Here is a 16,677-nt window from a genome sequence, read left to right on the forward strand (position 1 = left end):
CGAAGCCACGGCTGCTCGCGCTGTGAGTGGGGTGGCACGCGTCATTCCGGAGCGACAGGCGCTCCGGCGCAACTCAGCCCCGGGAAGACCCTCTCGAAATGGACGCCATGAGCCGCGAGCGAACCCTGGTCGGCAACGCCGGTCTTGATCTTGAACCTGCCCGGCGCCCGTCGCGCGAAGAGGCGATGGAAGCCGTCCGGACCCTGATCGCCTGGTCCGGCGACGATCCCCGCCGCGAAGGCGTGATCGACACCCCCAAGCGCGTGGTCGACGCCTACGCCGAATGGTTCGAGGGCTACGCCGCCGACCCGGCCAAGGAACTCAGCCGCACCTTCGAGGACGTGCAGGGCTATGACGACATCGTCATGTTGCGCGAGATCGAGGTGGAGAGCCACTGCGAGCACCACATGGCGCCGTTCCTGGGCAAGGCCTACGTGGCCTACATGCCGACCAACCGCGTGGTCGGCATCAGCAAGATCGCCCGCGTGGTCGAGATCTTCGCCCGTCGCCTGCAGACCCAGGAAACCATGACCCAGCAGATCGCCGACGCGATCTGCGACAGCCTCAAGCCGGCCGGGGTCGCGGTGCTGATCGACGCGGCGCACCAGTGCATGACCACCCGCGGCGTGCACCACCGCCACGTGACCACCATCACCACCCAGTTCCGCGGCGTGTTCAAGACCGACGCGACGCTGCGCCAGCGCTTCCTGGACTTCGTGAACCGGGGCTAGGACCTTCCTCCCCCGCAAACCAACCCCGTCATCCTCGCCCTTGTGGCGAGGACCCCTCGCGACGCCGCACGGGCGGTGATCCAGCTTGATGCGTTCGGAACGCTTCATGAGGGGTCCTGGGCACAAGGCCCAGGATGACGGCTGTCGGGGCCCTTCGGCCGGTGCACCGTCGACACCAGCACGAAGCTCAGCAGCATCAGCAGATACCAGCTGCCCAGCTTGGCCAGGCCGACCGGCCGCCAGCCGTGGGCCTGTGACGGATAGCGCCAGGCGTTGGCGAAGGTGCCGAGGTTCTCGGCCAGCCAGATGAACAGCGCCACCAGCACGAACCCCAGCAGCATCGGCATGCGCCGCGCGGCGCGGTCCGGCGTGAAGCGGAACCACGACCGGCCGAAGATCGCCGCCGACAGCACGAACAGCGGCCAGCGCAGGTCCTGCAGGTAGTGGTGGCTGAAGAAGTTGAGATAGGCCGCCACCGCCAGCACCCAGGTGGTCCAGACCGGCGGATAGGCGTCGAAGCGGATGTCGAACAGCCGCCAGGCGCGGGCCATGTAGCTGCCGACGCAGGCGTACATGAAGCCGGAGAACAGCGGCACGCCGCCGATCCGCATCAGGCTGGGCTCGGGATAGATCCAGGAGCCGTGGGCCGTCTTGAAGATCTCCATCACCGTGCCGACGACATGGAAGATCAGGATCACAAGCGCCTCCTCCGGCCGCTCCAGCCGAAGGGCCAGCAGACCGAACTGCAGGGCCAGCGCCGCGACCACCAGAAAGTCGTAGCGGTGCAGCGCCGCGTCGGCCGGCCACAGCAGCCGCGTGCCGACCAGCAGCCCCAGCATCAGCCCGCCGAACAGGCAGGCCCAGGCCTGCTTCAGCCCGAACAGCAGGAATTCGTAGGCGAAGCCATGCCAGCGCGACCGTCCGGCCCACGGCCTTGCCCGCCGGTCCAGCGCCGCGACGGCCGCCTTGATGCGGAGGTTGAGGTTCATATCCCTCTGGCCCTGGGCGCCGCCGTCAGGCCATATGACTCCATGAGCGAGCCCCTGTTTCCGACCGCCGCCGACACCGCCGCGCTGGAGCGCGGGCCGGTGCTGGCTCCCCGTTTCGACGCCGCCGGCCTGGTCGCCGCCGTGGCGCAGCACGCCGACACCGGCGAGGTGCTGATGCTGGCGTGGATGAATGCGGAAGCGCTCAAGCTGACCCTCGACACCGGACAGGCGCACTACTTCAGCCGTTCAAGGAACGCCCTGTGGAAGAAGGGCGAGACCAGCGGCCAGCTGCAGGACGTCGTCGAACTGCGCGTCGACTGCGACCAGGACGCGGTGCTGATCAAAGTCCGTCCGCGCGGAGACGGCGGCGCCTGCCACGTGGGCTTCCGGTCGTGTTTCTATCGCGTCGCCGTGCAGGGCGGGACGCTGGAGGAGCGGGGGTAGGATTGTGCGTCCTTCGAGACGCTCGCTTGAGGCTCGCTCCTCAGGATGACGAAGAGAGGGCGACCGCACCAAAGCTCGTCATGCTGAGGAGCGGACCCTCAGGTCCGCGTCTCGAAGCACGCACAGCGCTCACACCGCCTTCAGCCCGCTGACCCCGCCGCCGGCCACCGGCGTCACCGTGAACGTCCGCATCGGGGCGACGGTGTAGTCGGGCGACAGGATGGTCGAGACGGCCATGTACTCCGCCTTCGCCTCGGCCTTCGTCAGGGTCAGCAGGATGTAGCCCTTGGCGCTGTGGTCGGTGAAAACGACCTCGGGGTTCTTCTCCTCGAAGCCCTGGTTCAGCGGCACGCCCTGGATCACGTCGCCCGCGCCGGGGCTGGTCACGCCGGTCGTGCCGAACTCGGCGGCGACCAGCGCGCCGCCCGCGTCATGCAGCTCGTTGGCCCAGTAGGCGTGGCTGTCGCCGGCCAGCACCAGAGGATGGGCCCCGGCCGCCTTGCAGGCGCCCAGCACCCGCTCGCGGTCGACCGGATAGCCGTCCCAGGCGTCGAGATTGTAGGGCAGGCCGAAGGCGCCGAGCGCCGACAGCTGGGCCACGGGCTTGCGGTATTCCTCCGGCAGGCTGGCGACGAATTCGCCGAACTTCGCCTCGCCCATCTGGGCGCGGAAGTCCGGGCTGGCGACGCGCGCCATGACGATCTGGTTGCCGAGCACCTGCCAGGTGCGGCCGGCGTCGACCGAGCCCTTCAGCTCGCCGGCCAGCCAGGCCAGCTGGTCGGGAGCCATCAGCCGGCGCTCCGGATCGAGCCACCTGGCCTTGAAGGCCGCCGCGTCCGGCTTGCCGTCGACGATCGGCAGGTCCTCGGCGTAGCTCAGCTGGTGCGAGCGGGCCGTCAGGCGCGTCTCGACCATCATCAGCGACGCCAGATCGCCGAAGTGGAACGACCGGTTGATCATCTCGATGGTCCGGCCCGACTCCGGCTCGCGGATCGGCATCCACTCGTAGTAGGCCTTCAGCGCCGCGGCCTTGCGCGTGGCGAAGTCGCCCTCGCCCTTGTCGGGATTGTGGTTCTCGCCGCCGCCCTTCCAGGTGTCGTTGCAGACCTCGTGGTCATCCCAGACGACGATCCACGGCGCCTTGAGATGGGCGGCCTGCAGCTGGGGATCGGTTTTGTACTGCGCGTGACGCCGGCGGTAGTCGGCCAGGGTGAGGATCTCGTGCGGCGGGTCATGCGGACGATGCAGGCCCCGGTCGGTCTCGTCGCCGTAGGAGCCCGGACCGCCGTATTCGTAGATGTAGTCGCCCAGGTGCACGACCGCGTCGACCCGGTCGAGCCTGGCGATCGCGCCATAGGCGTTGAAATAGCCGTTCGGATAGAGCGAGCAGGAGGCCACCGCCAGGACCACGTCCTTCGTCGGCCCGGCCGGCAGGGTGCGCGCCCGCCCGACGGGCGACAGGTGGCCGTCGAAGTCGAAGCGGTAGAAGTAGTCCGTCCCCGGCTTCAGGCCGTCGACGTCCGCCTTGACGGTCCAGTCGCGCTCGGACGCGGCGGTCACCGCGACCGACCGCGCGCCCTTCAGGTCCGGCGTCGTTCCGATCAGCAGCCTGCCGGTCATCGGCAGGCTGTTGGGGGTGGTGATCCGGGTCCAGAAGACCATCCGGTCCTGCAGCGGGTCGCCGCTGGCGACGCCGTGGTTGTAGGTCGCCGACGCCAGCTTGGTCGCCTGGGCCGGGCCGGCCGCCACCCCCGCGCCCGCGCCCGCGCCGAGCATGGCCAGCAGGCCGCGTCTGTTGATCGCCATGGTCGTTTCCCCGTCTCGTCTTTTCTGGTTGGCCGGGACAGTGCGACGCCCGTCCCGGCCCGTCCAGTCGGTCCTAGTACTTCCAGCCGATGCTGAGGCCCGTCATGCGCGGCGCGCCGGCGATGAAGGTCGGCAGGCCCAGCGAGTCGCCGGTGTTGCCGGCGTCGATGATGTACGGCTCGTCCGTCAGGTTCGTGACGAAGGCGCCCAGCGTCCAGTTCCCGCTGTCCGGCCGGAAGGTCACCCGCAGATCGACCAGGCCGTAGGCGTCCTGCACCTCGTCCTGGACATTGTCGGCGACGAACACGCGCGGCGTCTGCTGGAAGGCCGGCAGGTCGTTGTTGTCGTCGAAATAGACCTTCGACTGCCAGCTGTAGCTGGGCCGCACGTCGAAGGTCCCGCCCAGCGCGTCGAACGTCCAGGACGCGCCGACCGACAGGGTGTGGTCGGGCGACAGGCGGAAGTGGTTGCCGTCATAGGCGCCGCCGTCGAACCGGGCGTGGCTGTAGGCGTAGGTGGCGTAGAGGTCGAGCCCCGGGGCCGCCCGCCATTCCACCTGGCTCTCCAGACCGTAGGACCTGGCCTCGCCGGCGTTGCTGATGACGAACAGCGTGCCCTGCTGCTCGACGGTCTGGAAGTTCTGGTAGTTGTAGAAATACAGCGAGGTGTCGAGGCGCAGCCGGCCGTCGAGCAGGGCGAACTTGCCGCCCACCTCGTAGCTGTCGACCGTCTCGGCCTCGACCGCCTGAAAGCGCGCGGCGCCGTAGGGCGCGGCCGGACCGGCGGTGGCCAGGACCTGCGGCCGGCGGCCGCGGGCGTAGCTGGCGTAGAGGTTGGCGTCGTCGCTCAGGGCGTAACGCCCGACGAGCCGCCAGGTGAAACCGTCGTCGTTGAGCGAGGCCGTCTCCGTGTCGCCGTTGTTGGCCGTGGGCTGGAACGTCAGGCCGAACATCGGCAGGGCCGACGCCGGGAAGCTCTGCACCGCCGGGCTGGCCAGGGCGCCGAGGATGCCGTTGGCCTGGGCGACCAGGATGTTGCCCTGGGCGACCTGGGCGGGAACGCCGGTGGCGATGAGGGCCTGGCCCGAACTGTACAGCTGGGCCGCGCCGATCGCGCCGCCGAGAACGCTGCGGCCGGTGACGCTGGAGGCGAAGCCGGTGTCCTTGTCGTCGCGGGTGTAACGCAGGCCCGCCGACAGTTCGAACCTGTCGGTGACCGCGAAGGTCGCGTCGGCGAACAGGTCGACCGAGGTCAGTTCGCTGGAGTTGGTGGCCGTCTCGACGTGGTTTGAGCGCAGGTTGGCGGCGATCGCCTGGGCCTGCGGCGATGACAGCACGATGCCGTTGCCGGTCAGGCTGGCGACCAGGCCGCGGATCAGCGCGCCGGTGAAGGCGGTGTTGCCGAAGTAGGCCAGCGGCGCGGGCGTGGTCGACGGCAGGCCCGATCCGGCGGCGCCGGCGTTGAGCTGGCCGGTCAGGACGGCCAGGCCGATGCGCTCGTCGAACTGCAGCGGCAGGACCTGTGTCCCCTCCTCGCGGAACACGTCGGCCCCGGCGAAGGCCTTGAGACGGCCGCCGGCGTCATAGTTGACCCGCAGCTCCTGGCTCCACTGCTTGCCTTCGCCGTGGTTCTGGCCGGTCAGGATGGCCAGCGACAGGCCGTCCGGGTCGTAGACCTCCACCGAGTCATACTCGCGGTAGGCGCTGATCGAGCTGAGGGTGAAGGCCGGCGACATCTCCCAGCTCATCAGGCCGGTCACGCCCTGAACCGTGCGGTCGACGCCGAGCGGCCTGCCGACGAAGCCGGCCGGGGCGGCCAGCGTGGCGGGGCTCCAGGGATCGCGGCCACCGACGATGGCGCCGGTGGTCGGGTTGGTCGGCGAGAAGCCGCCGCTCTTGAAGGCGGTGCCGGTCGGCTGGTCCTGCTGCCAGTTGACGATCAGGTCGGCGCGGAAGGTGTCGGCCGGCCGGAAGCCGAGCGAAACGCGCAGGGCGCTGCTGTCGACCGACTGGAAGGCGTCGCCGCCCAGGCCGTTCTCGACATAGCCGTCGCGCTGGCGCACGCGGCCGGCGATGCGCAGGGCGAGGGTGTCGGACAGCGGCAGATTGACCATCGCCTCGCCCTGCCGGTAGGCGAAATCACCCAACTCCAGCCGGGCGGCGGCGTCGAAGGCGGCCGGACTGGCCTTGGCCTGGATGACGTTGACGGCGCCGATCAGCGCGCCGCGGCCGTAGAGGGTCGACTGCGGCCCCTTCGCCACCTCGACCCGCTCCAGGTCGAACAGCTCGACATAGGAGCCCTGGGCCTTGGAGATCGACACGCCGTCCTGGAACACCGAGACGCGCGCCTCGGAGAAGCTGTCGGTGGAGTCCGAGGTGATGCCGCGCATCACGAAGCCCGGGTTGTTGGGCGACTGGTCCTGGACTTCGAAGCCGGGCGTGATCTTCGACAGGTCGGCGAAGTCCTCGACGCCGAGCGCCTGCAGGCGTTCGCCGCTGTAGGCGGTCAGCGCCATCGGCACGTCGATGGCGGCCTGCTCGCGCTTCTGCGCGGTCACGACGATTTCCTGCAGGTCCGTCGGCGCGGCCGTCTCCTGGGCGGCGGCGGCGGTGGCGGTCAACAGGGCGGAGAGCCCCGCTGCGGAGAGCAGCAGGCGGCGGAAGGTCGGCGTCATGTTCGTATCCCCTCGAACGTGATCAATGATCAGCCGGGCCTAGCGAGGGGCTGTGACAGCGGGAAGACAGTCCGGCGACGGAGGGGCGAAGGGGGCGGGATATCCACAGAACCTCGCGCCGGAACGCCTCGCCGCGAGGCGCCCTGCCCAAAAAAGATGCCCCGGCCGGAGGCGTCCGGCCGGGGCGAAGGGGGGGCGGGACGCCCTCGGGGGAAGGCGTCCCGCCGTCGTCGCGTCGAACCTCCGTCGGGGGGCGACGGCGCGACGATCCAGGCTAGGTCGCGGCGGCGACCTGGACGGTTGCGATCCGGGCGTGGGACGGCGCGGTCGCGAGGAGGGTTACGGCGCCGGCAAGAGCGGCCAGGGCGATGACGATCGGAGCGAGTTTCATGGACCGGACTTCCGTGAGCGGACCGTTCCCGGTCCTTGCAGAGCGTCATCGGGGTATAGGCGCCGCCGCCTGGTGCGGGCAGGCGTAACAGCGGTCGTCGAGAGGCGCCGTGGCGCACGACCTGTGCATCGGAATGCATCGTTTCAGTCTTCAAGGTTGCATTTCGATGCAGACGTGGAATCCTTCCTCCATGGGGCGACTGACGGACTTCCCGGCCAAGCTCGATCTGGTGATGAAGGCGCTGTCCTTCAGCCGCGGCCGGCTGGCCGCCGATCTGGGCGTCGACAAGTCGGTCGTGGCCCGCTGGGCCACGGGCGCGGTCCGTCCGTCGGAGCACAATCTCGCCGCCCTCACCACCCTGATCGCCGGCCGCAAGCCGGGCTTTTCGATGCTCGACTGGGACCGCGAGCCCTCGAGCCTGCGGGCGCTGTTCGGGGGCCAGGCGGAGACGCCGCCGCCGACCGCCCCGGCGCTGGCCGGCTATCCGCCGGCGATGCTCGAACAGGCGCGGCTGACGACGGAGCGTCGCGGGGCCGCCTACGAAGGATTCTGGCGCACCACCCGCCCCTCGATGCTGATGCAGCACCGGTTCTTCCATGATCACGGGATGATCCGGCGCGAGTCGAACGGCCTGCTGAGCATCCAGTTCGGCGGGGCGGGCCTGCTGTTCGAGGGGTTGATGCTGCCGGTCGAGGGCCAGCTGTTCGTCACCGTCTACGACACGGTCGGCTACACGCCGATCTACCTGATCCTCAACGGCGTGCCCCTGCCCAAGGCCTCGATGCTCGACGGGCTGGTGATGGGCGCGGCGCTGAACGCGGCCCGCAGCCCGTCCGCCTATCCGATCATCCTGGAGCGGATCGGCGACCTCAGCGGCGACCGGGCGGCCGACGACGCGACCTGCGCCAAGCTGCTGCAGCGTCACCCGCTCGCGCCGGAGGGTTCGGTGCCCGACAACATCGAACGCTACCTGATCCGCGACATCGGCCCGGCGGCCGAACGGGCCGGCGGCGAGCTGTTCCTGATGGCCCCCGTCGCCACCAGCCTGTCGCGCGGGGAATCGGCCGGCGGCCACCTGACCGGCTGAGGTCATCGGACTGACGGCCTGACGGGGACAGGTTATCCTGTCCCCGCACGCTACCGTCGGCATGACGAGCGGTTGGAGGGTGCGTATCCGCCCTGTCCGCGTTAGGTGTTTCCCACCTCAATCCAACGGAGCCGCCGATGTCGAGTGAAGGCCTGCATGTCCCGCGCGAAAAGCTGAGCAAGAAGACGCTGCTGCAGCACTACGCCATCACCTCGCTGATCGAGGAACTCGAGGCGGTGGACTGGTATCGCCAGCGGGCCGACGACTGCGAGGACGAGGAACTGAAGAAGATCCTGCTGCACAACGCGGCCGAGGAGCTGGAGCACGCGGCCATGGCGCTGGAGTGGCTGCGCCGCAGCGACCCGGAGGTCGACAAGAACCTGCGCGAGTACCTGTTCAAGGAAGGCTCGATCACGGGCCACGAGGAAAAGGCGACCGGCAAGGCGTGACCGACGCCCCCGACCTTCCCGACGACGAAGAGGCGCTCGAACCGGATCAGCCCGGCGAGCGAATCATCGAGATCACCCCCGACGAGGCGGGCGGGCGGCTGGACAAGGTCCTGGCCGACCGCCTGGCCGAGCTGTCGCGCGGCCGCGTCCAGGCGCTGATGGCGGCGGGGATGGTCACACGCGACGGATCGGCGGTCACCGACGCTTCCGGCAAGGCGACGGCCGGCCTCTATCGCCTGCTGATCCCGCCGCCCGAGTCGACCGAAGTCGTCGCCGAGGCGATCCCGCTGGCGGTGCTGTTCGAGGACGAACACCTGATCGTCGTCGACAAGCCGGCCGGCATGGCCGCCCATCCGGGACCCGGCACGCCCAGCGGCACCCTGGTCAACGCCCTGCTGCACCACTGCGGGGCCAGCCTGTCGGGCATCGGCGGGGTGGCCCGGCCCGGCATCGTCCACCGGCTCGACAAGGACACCAGCGGCGTGATGGTCGCGGCCAAGACCGACGCGGCGCACCAGGGCCTGTCAGCGTTGTTCGCCAGCCACGACATCGACCGGCTGTACATCGCCCTGACGCGCGGCGCGCCCAGCCCCTCGAAGGGCACGATCACGACCCGGCTCGGCCGCAGCCAGCACGACCGCAAGAAGATGGCCATCCTCAAGACCGGCGGCCGCGAGGCGATCACCCACTACCATGTGGACCGGACTTTCGGCCCGCAGGCCAGGCCGCTGGCCGCGCGGGTGTCCTGCCGGCTGGAAACCGGCCGCACGCACCAGATCCGCGTGCACCTCGCCAGCAAGGGCGCGCCCTGCCTCGGCGACCCGACCTACGGGTCGGGCCCTCCAGCCCCCGCGGTCCGCGACGCCATCGCCGCCGCCGGCCTGACCCGTCAGGCGCTGCACGCCGCTGTGCTGGGCTTCGTCCATCCGATCACCGGCGAGACGCTGCGGTTCGAGACGCCGTTGCCGGCGGATATGCGGGCGCTGGAGGAGGGGCTGGCGAGGCTTCCCTCCCCCTGACGGAGTCCGCGGACAAGCGGGACTCGCGGGACCGATAATCTCGGGACAGGTCGGGACAATCTCGGGACACCCGCCCCGCCGGCCGTGCATCTTTTCTGACAACCTACCGACACATTCTCGATACCCGAGCGCCACAGTCAGGGATTACAAATTGGTCACTGGCCTTCAAACGGCCGGAACGGCTTCCTATCTCGGAAGTCAGGGGGGCGCGGGACCACGTTTGTCGGCCACGCACCCGAGTAAGAAGGGGACCGCACAATGGCCACAACGTCTCTCGCCGTAATGACGCCCGATGGCGGCCTGTCGCGCTATCTGACCGACATCCGCAAGTTCCCGATGCTCGCCCGCGACGAGGAGTTCATGCTCGCCAAGGCCTGGAAGGAACACCAGGACTCCGAAGCGGCGCATCGCCTCGTCACCAGCCACCTGCGCCTCGTGGCGAAGATCGCCATGGGCTATCGCGGCTACGGCCTGCCGATCGGGGAAGTGATCTCCGAGGGCAACGTCGGCCTGATGCAGGCGGTGAAGAAGTTCGAACCGGAAAAGGGCTTCCGCCTGGCGACCTACGCCATGTGGTGGATCCGCGCCTCGATCCAGGAATACATCCTGCGCAGCTGGTCGCTCGTGAAGATGGGCACCACGGCGGCGCAGAAGAAGCTGTTCTTCAACCTGCGCAAGGCCAAGGCCGAGATCAGCGCCTTCGAGGAAGGCGACCTGCATCCCGAGCATGTGAAGACAATCGCGACGAAGCTGGGCGTGCTGGACGAGGAGGTCATCTCGATGAACCGCCGTCTGTCCGGCGGCGACGCCTCGCTGAACGCGCCGATGCGCGTTGACGGCGAAAGCGAATGGCAGGACTGGCTGGCCGACGACAACGCCGTCAGCCAGGAGACCCAGGTCGCCGAGGCCGAGGAAAGCAGCCTGCGCATGGACCTGTTGCAGGAAGCCATGGCCGAGCTGTCGGATCGCGAACGGCACATCCTGACCCAGCGCCGGCTGAAGGACGATCCGACCACGCTGGAGGAGCTGGCCGCCGAGTACGGCGTCAGCCGCGAGCGTGTGCGCCAGATCGAGGTGCGGGCGTTCGAAAAGCTGCAGAAGTCCATGCGGGCCGCCGCCCTTGAGCGGAACCTCGTCGAGGCCTGATCAGGCCGCCCTTGCGGCGTCCTGCTCTTCCTTGGGCATGAACGCCAGCAGGCCGTTGATCGCCGCATTGAGCGCGGCGCGGTCGGTCGCGGTCTCGTCCGTCAGCTGACGGCTGAGCGCCGCGGCGGCCGACATCAGCGTCATGTCATTGACCGAAACGGCCACCTTCTGGATGTCGGCGGCCTGCGCCAGCAGCGCGCGGCGGGCCTGGGGCCAGTCGCTGTCCAGCGCGCCGGCGGCGGCGCGGACGATCTTCAGCGCCTGCACCAGACGCGCCTCGTCCGGCGTCTTGCGGGCGTCGGACTTGCGCTTGCGCGGGCCGGCGTAGTCGCCCGAGTTGAACCGGCGGCGGTCAGGCCCGATGTACTGCACGGCCTCGACCCAGTCGCGCGGCTTGAGCGCCACGGCCTCGAGCCGGCGCAGCAGGTCCTTGATGGTGAACGGCTTGCGCAGGAACTCGTGGACCCCCGCGTCGCGCGCGCCGAGGATCGCCCCGGCCGTCGCCTCGCCCGTGACCATGATGATCGGCGCCTTGCGGCAGGCGAACTCGCTGCGGCGGATCGCCTTGGCCAGACGGGCGCCGTCCATGTGCGCGCCGGAGTGCTCCATGAAGATGATCTGCGGATCGAAGACCGCCGCCAGCTGAAGGGCCTTGGCGTCGTTCGGCGCGGTGACGATCTGGGTCGAGACGATCGAACGGAGCAGGTCGCCGAGCAGCTTCACCGACGCCGGCTGCGGGTCGACGATCAGGATCCGCTGCATATGCGGCCCCAGGCGCTGGTGCAGCTTTTCGTCGGCGTTGAACAAGTCCCGCTCCGCTAACCCTGTCTCACAAGGGAAGTCTGCGCCGAACCGGTAAAGATCGGCTTGACGACACCTAGATTGCCAATTGTTCGCCGAGGCCGGCCTCGAAGTCCTGGAAGATGTCGATGGCCTCGTCGACCATGACCGTCGCCAGCCGGCTGGACGGGAAGCGATAGCGCCAGAAGCTGGCGATGTGGGAGACCTGCCCGACCTTCTCGCCGAGCGACAGGAACTGCCGCGGGGCGTCGAGCAGAAAGCGCCGGAAGGCCTTCGGATCGCCGCGCTGGGTCAGCCCCTCGAACGCCCGGTCGTAGGCCGCCAGCGCCCGGTCGATCTCGCCGCGCTGGGTGAGGATCGCCCGCTTGAGCCTGTCGCGCGCCGCGTCGAGGTACTGGCCGGTCTCCAGGTCGCGCGGACCGGAGATGGTCAGCGTGCCGATCTCGCGCGCCACCGCGGCCAGCTGCGGCTGCAGCACGGTGAGCATCCATTTGTAGTAGAGGAAGCCCTTCCAACTGAAGACGCCCTCGCTGAACTCGTGCCCCTCGAGCATGAAGGTGACGCGCAGCGGCTCGAGCCGCTCGTCGATATCAGTCGAAAGCAGCGCCTCGACCAGCCGGCCGGTGAAGGCGCCCTGCCCCGTCCTGGCGTAGGCCAGCTTGACCAGTTCCTCGACCTGCATCGCGACATAGCCGTGCATGGCCTCGAGATCGGCCGTGGAGATGGCGAAGTAGCACGGGGCGACATGGTGATTGTGCCGCCGCAGGTGCTCCCGCAGCAGGAACGGATCGAGCGAGGGCAGGCTGTCCAGCAGCCGCAGCACGTTGACGTCGTGATCGAGCGCGCGGTTGTCGGCGCAGGCCTCGCGCAGCAGGTCCATCCAGCCGCGCTGGCCGACGAAGAACGACTGGCCGCCCAGCGCCAGGTCGCTGCGCTCGAACGGAATGATGATCTTGGTCGCCGAGGTCCGGTAATCGTCGAAGACGTAGGTCTCGTCGGGGCGCAGCCGGTGCTTGAGGATCATCGAGGCGTTGAGCACGCGATTGCGGAACAGCGGCCGCTCGGACCAGTCGGGCCGGCCGCCGTTCTGGGCCGCGATGGCCAGCAGGTTCAGCACACGGCTCGTCGACGCCGTACGCTCGAGCGACCGCAGGCTGCGCGCCGTGCGGTCCGTCGTCGCCGCCAGTTTTGCCCTGCGTCTAGCCCGCACCCGATCCCCCTTTGACCGGATAACGCTAGTCGCCCGACCTGAGCATTCGATTACCGGACAGGGTTAACGGTTTATCCCTGGAAAGGATCGCGCATGAGGATGGTGTCGTCGCGTTCGGGGCTGGTCGACAGCAGCGCGACCGGCGCGCCGATCAGCTCCTCGATGCGACGGACGTACTTGATGGCGTTGGCGTTGAGGTCGCGGAACGAGCGGGCGCCCTGGGTGCTTTCGGACCACCCTTCCATCTCTTCGTAGATCGGCACGGCGGCGGCCTGGTCGCGCATGCCCGCGGGCAGATAGTCGTAAACCACGCCGTTGATGTCGTAGCCGACGCAGATCTTCAGCGTCTTCAGGCCGTCGAGCACGTCCAGCTTGGTCAGGGCGATGCCGGCGATGCCGTTGATGGCCACCGACTGGCGCACCAGCACCGCGTCGAACCAGCCGCAGCGGCGGCCGCGGCCGGTGTTGGTGCCCACCTCGCGACCGACCGTGGCCAGGTGCTGGCCCACGTCATCGTTCAGTTCCGCGGCGAAGGGGCCCTCGCCGACGCGGGTGGTGTAGGCCTTGACGATGCCCAGCACGTAGCCTGGGCCATGCGGGCCCATGCCCGAACCGGCGGCCGCCTGTCCGGCGACGGTGTTGGATGAGGTCACGAACGGATAGGTGCCGTGGTCGACGTCGAGCAGCGCGCCCTGGGCCCCCTCGAACAGGATGCGGCGGCCGGCCTTGTAGGCCTGGTCGAGCAGCCGCCAGGCGGGCTGGGCGTAGGGCAGGATCTTCGGCGCCAGCGCGAGCAGGTCGGCCAGCAGCGCCTTGCCGTCGGCCTCGGGCAGGCCGAGACCCCGCCGCAGCGCGCCGTGGTGCGCCAGCAGCCGGTCGATCTTGGCCTGCAGGGCTTCGGGATCGGCGAGGTCGGCCACGCGGATCGCCCGGCGGCCGACCTTGTCCTCGTAGGCCGGGCCGATGCCGCGGCCGGTGGTGCCGATCTTCTGGGTCGACTGGGCTTCGCGGGCCTGGTCGAGGTCCTTGTGCACCGGCAGGATCAGGCAGGCGTTGTCGGCCAGCACCAGCAGCCCGGGGGTGATGGCCACGCCCTGTTCGGCGATCTTCTCGATCTCGCCCAGCAGATGCCAGGGATCGACGACCACGCCGTTGCCGATCACCGACAGCTTGCCCTGGACCACGCCCGAGGGCAGCAGCGCCAGCTTGTAGACCTTGCCGTCGACCACCAGCGTATGGCCGGCGTTATGACCGCCCTGGAACCGCACGACCACGTCGGCGCGGTTGCTCAGCCAGTCGACGATCTTGCCCTTGCCCTCGTCGCCCCACTGGGCGCCGACTACGGTCACATTGGCCATGGATACGATCCTCCCGCCTGCCGGGTCGATCCAGCGCGCCCTTCGACAGGCTCCTCGGCGCGTGGACTGGGATCAGTTGTAGGGCCGCGCGAAGCGACCGCGGCGGCTATAGCAACGCCGGCGCCGGTCCGTCCATCCGGAAAGTGTCAGGAGCCGCCGCCGCGGGTCACGGCGGTCCACGACCGGCCCTCGCCGGTGGGAGCCCGCGCCGTCGCGGCGCGCAGCCAGGCGATGTTGTTGGCGGCCTGGTCGGGCGGCAGGTCCTGACGGACCAGTTGCTCGGCCTCCGGCAGCCGGCCCTGCAGACCGACGACCAGCGCGAGGTTCTGTCGCACCCGGGCGTCGGCCTTTGGCAGGGCGGCGGCCTGGCGCAGCAGCCGCTCGGCCTGGGGCAGGTCGCCGTGGGCGGCGTAGTAGAGGGCGAGATTGGTCAGCACGGCCGGCTCGTTCGGCGCCAGCGCCAGAGCCTGGCGGTGGGCGGCGACCGCCTCGTCGTCGCGGTCGGCCTGTTCGTAGGCCACCGCCAGCAGCGCGACGGGACGCCAGTCGCGCGGAGCCAGGGTCTGGGCGTGGCGCGCCGGCTCGATGGCGTAGAAGCCCTGGCCGCGGCCGATCTGGGCGCGGGCGGCTTCCAGCAGGGCGTCCATGTTGTCGGGCTGGATGACCAGCACCTGCCCGGCGGCGTCGAACGCCTCGGGATAGCGGCCGAGCTGGCGCAGGGCGACGGCGAGGCCGAGGCCGGCTTCGGTGTCGCGCGGATCAATTTCCAGCTCACGCGCCCAGAAGGCCGCGCGGGCCAGGGGGTCGACGCGGGCGGCTTCTGCCCGCTGGGCGGCGGTCGCCTTGACGCGGGCCACGGGCCCGGGGGGCGCGGCGATGGGCGTCGCCGCGGGCGCGGCGGCGGGCGCCGCGGCCAGGGCCGGCCCGGCGGCGAGGGTCAGAATGGTTGCGGCAAGGGCCGGCATGCGACACATGGGAGGCGAGCCTTTGGCGAAGTCTGACCCGCAGCCTCGTCGGTTCGGCTCAAGGAATCGTTAAGCATAACCGGCGCGCCATGACCGAAGTTCTCCTGTCCGCTCCCGAGGGCGAAACCCTCCCCGTCCTGCTGGTCGCCGACGGCGATCTCGCCGGCCTATCGGCGTTTGAACAGGGGCTGGCCACCGCGGCCGAGTTCAAGGGCAAGGCCGGCCAGCTGCTGGTCGTGCCCGGCCCCGATGGCCGGACCGCGCGGGTGCTGTTCGGCCTGGGCGATCCGGCGAAGGCCGAAGCCATGCTGTTCCGCGGCCTGGCGCCGCGCCTGACCGCCGGCGACTACCGGCTGGAGGGCCTGCCCGAGCGCCTGGACCCGACCCAGGTGGCGACCGCCTTCGCCTTGGGCGGCTACCGCTTCGATCGCTACCGCAAGAAGGGCGAGGCCAGGGCCCGACTGGTCGCGCCGGCCGGCGCCGACATCGCCGAAGCCCGCGAGACCGCCCACGCCTGCGCGCTGGCCCGCGACATGGTCAACACCCCGGCCAACGACATGGGGCCGCTGCAGATCGAGACCATCGCCCGCGAGATCGCCGAACGGCACGGCGCGAGCGTCTCCGTGGTCACCGGCGACGCCCTGCTCGACGAGAACTACCCCTCGATCCACGCCGTGGGCCGGGCGGCCGATCCGGCGCGCGCGCCGCGCATCATCGAACTGGGCTGGGGCCGGCCCGGCGCGCCGCTGGTTGCGCTGGTCGGCAAGGGCGTGGTGTTCGACACCGGCGGCCTGGACATCAAGCCCTCCGCCGGCATGCGGCTGATGAAGAAGGACATGGGCGGCGCGGCCCACGTGCTGGCCCTGGCGCGGATGATCATGGCCGCCGACCTGCCCGTCCGGCTGGCCGTGCTGGTCCCGGTCGTCGAGAACGCCATCAGCGGCGACGCCATGCGGCCCGGCGATGTCCTGAACACCCGCAAGGGCCTGACCGTCGAGGTCGGCAACACCGACGCCGAGGGGCGGCTGATCCTGTCGGACGCCCTGACGCGGGCCGGCGAGCTGGATCCGGCCCTGACCATCGACATGGCGACCCTGACCGGCGCCGCGCGCATCGCGCTCGGACCGCAGGTCATTCCGTTCTTCACCGACGACGAGACCCTGGCCGACGAGATCGCCGCCGCCTCCCGGGCGGTCAATGATCCGCTGTGGCGGCTGCCGCTATGGCCTGGTTACGAGGAGGCGCTCGACGGCGACGTGGCCGACCTGAAGAACGATCCGGACGGCTGGGCCCAGGCGGGCTCGGTGACGGCCGGCCTGTTCCTCAAGCGCTTCGCGCCGCCGGGGCCGTGGGTGCACCTGGACATCTTCGCCTGGAATCCGAAGGGCCGGCCCGGCTATCCGGTCGGGGCCGAGGCCCAGGCGGTGCGGGCGCTGTTCGCCATGATCCGGAAGCGGTTCGCCTAGATCCGCCGGGCGCCGCTTCGGTCCGCGACGCACGACGTTACCGCCCCACCCGGCAAGGCCTGGCGAAGGCAGGGAGGGCGCGGCGCGCTCCGGTCTCAGCCGGATGAGCAGGTGGAGTGGGTCTGAGAAGGCCGAAACCGT

14 protein-coding genes are annotated in these 16,677 nt (G+C 70.0%); 7 read left to right on the forward strand and 7 right to left on the reverse strand.

Annotation, left to right across the window (positions count from 1 at the left end):
* Positions 1-98: 98 nt before the first annotated feature.
* The gene (folE, locus tag AC1RN0_RS12675) at positions 99-731 is read left to right on the forward strand and encodes a GTP cyclohydrolase I FolE (protein WP_492787800.1); all 633 of its coding nucleotides are present in this window, start codon (positions 99-101) and stop codon (positions 729-731) included.
* Between the two features lie 104 nt (positions 732-835).
* Here folE and AC1RN0_RS12680 read toward each other — a convergent pair whose 3' ends face one another.
* Positions 836-1,720, reverse strand: a complete 885-nt coding sequence (locus AC1RN0_RS12680; RefSeq protein ID WP_492787801.1) for a DUF817 domain-containing protein — start codon at positions 1,718-1,720, stop codon at positions 836-838.
* 42 nt (positions 1,721-1,762) lie between these two features.
* On the opposite strand from AC1RN0_RS12680, the gene hisI reads away from it, so the two are divergent.
* Positions 1,763-2,164, forward strand: coding sequence for a phosphoribosyl-AMP cyclohydrolase (gene hisI / locus AC1RN0_RS12685; protein WP_492787802.1), 402 nt, complete (start codon positions 1,763-1,765; stop codon positions 2,162-2,164).
* Between the two features lie 129 nt (positions 2,165-2,293).
* On the opposite strand, the gene AC1RN0_RS12690 is transcribed toward hisI, so the two are convergent.
* Both AC1RN0_RS12690 and AC1RN0_RS12695 read right to left on the reverse strand, forming a co-directional pair.
* Positions 2,294-3,970, reverse strand: a complete 1,677-nt coding sequence (locus tag AC1RN0_RS12690; protein WP_492787803.1) for an alkaline phosphatase D family protein — start codon at positions 3,968-3,970, stop codon at positions 2,294-2,296.
* A 73-nt stretch (positions 3,971-4,043) separates the two neighbouring features.
* On the reverse strand, positions 4,044-6,644 hold the full coding sequence (locus AC1RN0_RS12695; RefSeq protein ID WP_492787804.1) for a TonB-dependent receptor: 2,601 nt from the start codon (positions 6,642-6,644) through the stop codon (positions 4,044-4,046).
* A 581-nt stretch (positions 6,645-7,225) separates the two neighbouring features.
* Between AC1RN0_RS12695 and AC1RN0_RS12700 the strand changes: the two genes are divergently transcribed.
* The 4 genes from AC1RN0_RS12700 to rpoH all read left to right on the forward strand — a co-directional run bounded on the left by AC1RN0_RS12700 (position 7,226) and on the right by rpoH (position 10,736).
* Positions 7,226-8,122 carry a hypothetical protein gene (locus AC1RN0_RS12700; protein WP_492787805.1) on the forward strand — a complete coding sequence of 299 codons (897 nt, stop codon included), beginning with the start codon at positions 7,226-7,228 and terminating at the stop codon, positions 8,120-8,122.
* A 137-nt stretch (positions 8,123-8,259) separates the two neighbouring features.
* On the forward strand, positions 8,260-8,571 hold the full coding sequence (locus AC1RN0_RS12705; RefSeq protein ID WP_492787806.1) for a ferritin family protein: 312 nt from the start codon (positions 8,260-8,262) through the stop codon (positions 8,569-8,571).
* On the forward strand, positions 8,568-9,590 hold the full coding sequence (locus AC1RN0_RS12710; protein ID WP_492787807.1) for an RluA family pseudouridine synthase: 1,023 nt from the start codon (positions 8,568-8,570) through the stop codon (positions 9,588-9,590). Before AC1RN0_RS12705 ends, AC1RN0_RS12710 begins: the two co-directional genes overlap by 4 nt.
* Before the next feature lie 258 nt (positions 9,591-9,848).
* The gene (gene rpoH / locus AC1RN0_RS12715) at positions 9,849-10,736 is read left to right on the forward strand and encodes an RNA polymerase sigma factor RpoH (RefSeq protein WP_492787808.1); all 888 of its coding nucleotides are present in this window, start codon (positions 9,849-9,851) and stop codon (positions 10,734-10,736) included.
* Here rpoH and AC1RN0_RS12720 read toward each other — a convergent pair whose 3' ends face one another.
* The 4 genes from AC1RN0_RS12720 to AC1RN0_RS12735 all read right to left on the reverse strand — a co-directional run bounded on the left by AC1RN0_RS12720 (position 10,737) and on the right by AC1RN0_RS12735 (position 15,070).
* Complete coding sequence (locus tag AC1RN0_RS12720) at positions 10,737-11,543, reverse strand: response regulator (RefSeq protein ID WP_492787809.1); 807 nt, start codon at positions 11,541-11,543, stop codon at positions 10,737-10,739.
* A 70-nt stretch (positions 11,544-11,613) separates the two neighbouring features.
* The gene (locus tag AC1RN0_RS12725) at positions 11,614-12,747 is read right to left on the reverse strand and encodes a hypothetical protein (protein WP_492787810.1); all 1,134 of its coding nucleotides are present in this window, start codon (positions 12,745-12,747) and stop codon (positions 11,614-11,616) included.
* 71 nt (positions 12,748-12,818) lie between these two features.
* Entirely contained in the window at positions 12,819-14,105 is a 1,287-nt protein-coding gene (locus AC1RN0_RS12730) for an adenylosuccinate synthase (protein WP_492787811.1), read from the reverse strand.
* Between the two features lie 146 nt (positions 14,106-14,251).
* A complete protein-coding gene (locus tag AC1RN0_RS12735) occupies positions 14,252-15,070 on the reverse strand; it encodes a tetratricopeptide repeat protein (protein WP_492787812.1) in 819 nt (272 codons plus the stop codon).
* An 89-nt stretch (positions 15,071-15,159) separates the two neighbouring features.
* Here AC1RN0_RS12735 and AC1RN0_RS12740 point away from each other — a divergent pair, with 89 nt between their 5' ends.
* Positions 15,160-16,536, forward strand: coding sequence for a leucyl aminopeptidase family protein (locus AC1RN0_RS12740; RefSeq protein WP_492787813.1), 1,377 nt, complete (start codon positions 15,160-15,162; stop codon positions 16,534-16,536).
* The last annotated feature ends 141 nt before the right edge of the window (positions 16,537-16,677 follow it).

The sequence above is a fragment of the Caulobacter sp. GW821-FHT12F03 genome, assembly GCF_058806855.1.

Coding starts and splice junctions, on each gene's coding strand:
- AC1RN0_RS12735 (WP_492787812.1), bottom strand. CDS start 15,070: ATGCCGGCCCTTGCCGCAACCATTCTGACCCTCGCCGCCGGGCCGGCC.
- folE (WP_492787800.1), top strand. CDS start 99: ATGGACGCCATGAGCCGCGAGCGAACCCTGGTCGGCAACGCCGGTCTT.
- AC1RN0_RS12740 (WP_492787813.1), top strand. CDS start 15,160: ATGACCGAAGTTCTCCTGTCCGCTCCCGAGGGCGAAACCCTCCCCGTC.
- AC1RN0_RS12700 (WP_492787805.1), top strand. CDS start 7,226: ATGGGGCGACTGACGGACTTCCCGGCCAAGCTCGATCTGGTGATGAAG.
- rpoH (WP_492787808.1), top strand. CDS start 9,849: ATGGCCACAACGTCTCTCGCCGTAATGACGCCCGATGGCGGCCTGTCG.
- AC1RN0_RS12695 (WP_492787804.1), bottom strand. CDS start 6,644: ATGACGCCGACCTTCCGCCGCCTGCTGCTCTCCGCAGCGGGGCTCTCC.
- AC1RN0_RS12690 (WP_492787803.1), bottom strand. CDS start 3,970: ATGGCGATCAACAGACGCGGCCTGCTGGCCATGCTCGGCGCGGGCGCG.
- AC1RN0_RS12705 (WP_492787806.1), top strand. CDS start 8,260: ATGTCGAGTGAAGGCCTGCATGTCCCGCGCGAAAAGCTGAGCAAGAAG.
- AC1RN0_RS12730 (WP_492787811.1), bottom strand. CDS start 14,105: ATGGCCAATGTGACCGTAGTCGGCGCCCAGTGGGGCGACGAGGGCAAG.
- AC1RN0_RS12680 (WP_492787801.1), bottom strand. CDS start 1,720: ATGAACCTCAACCTCCGCATCAAGGCGGCCGTCGCGGCGCTGGACCGG.
- hisI (WP_492787802.1), top strand. CDS start 1,763: ATGAGCGAGCCCCTGTTTCCGACCGCCGCCGACACCGCCGCGCTGGAG.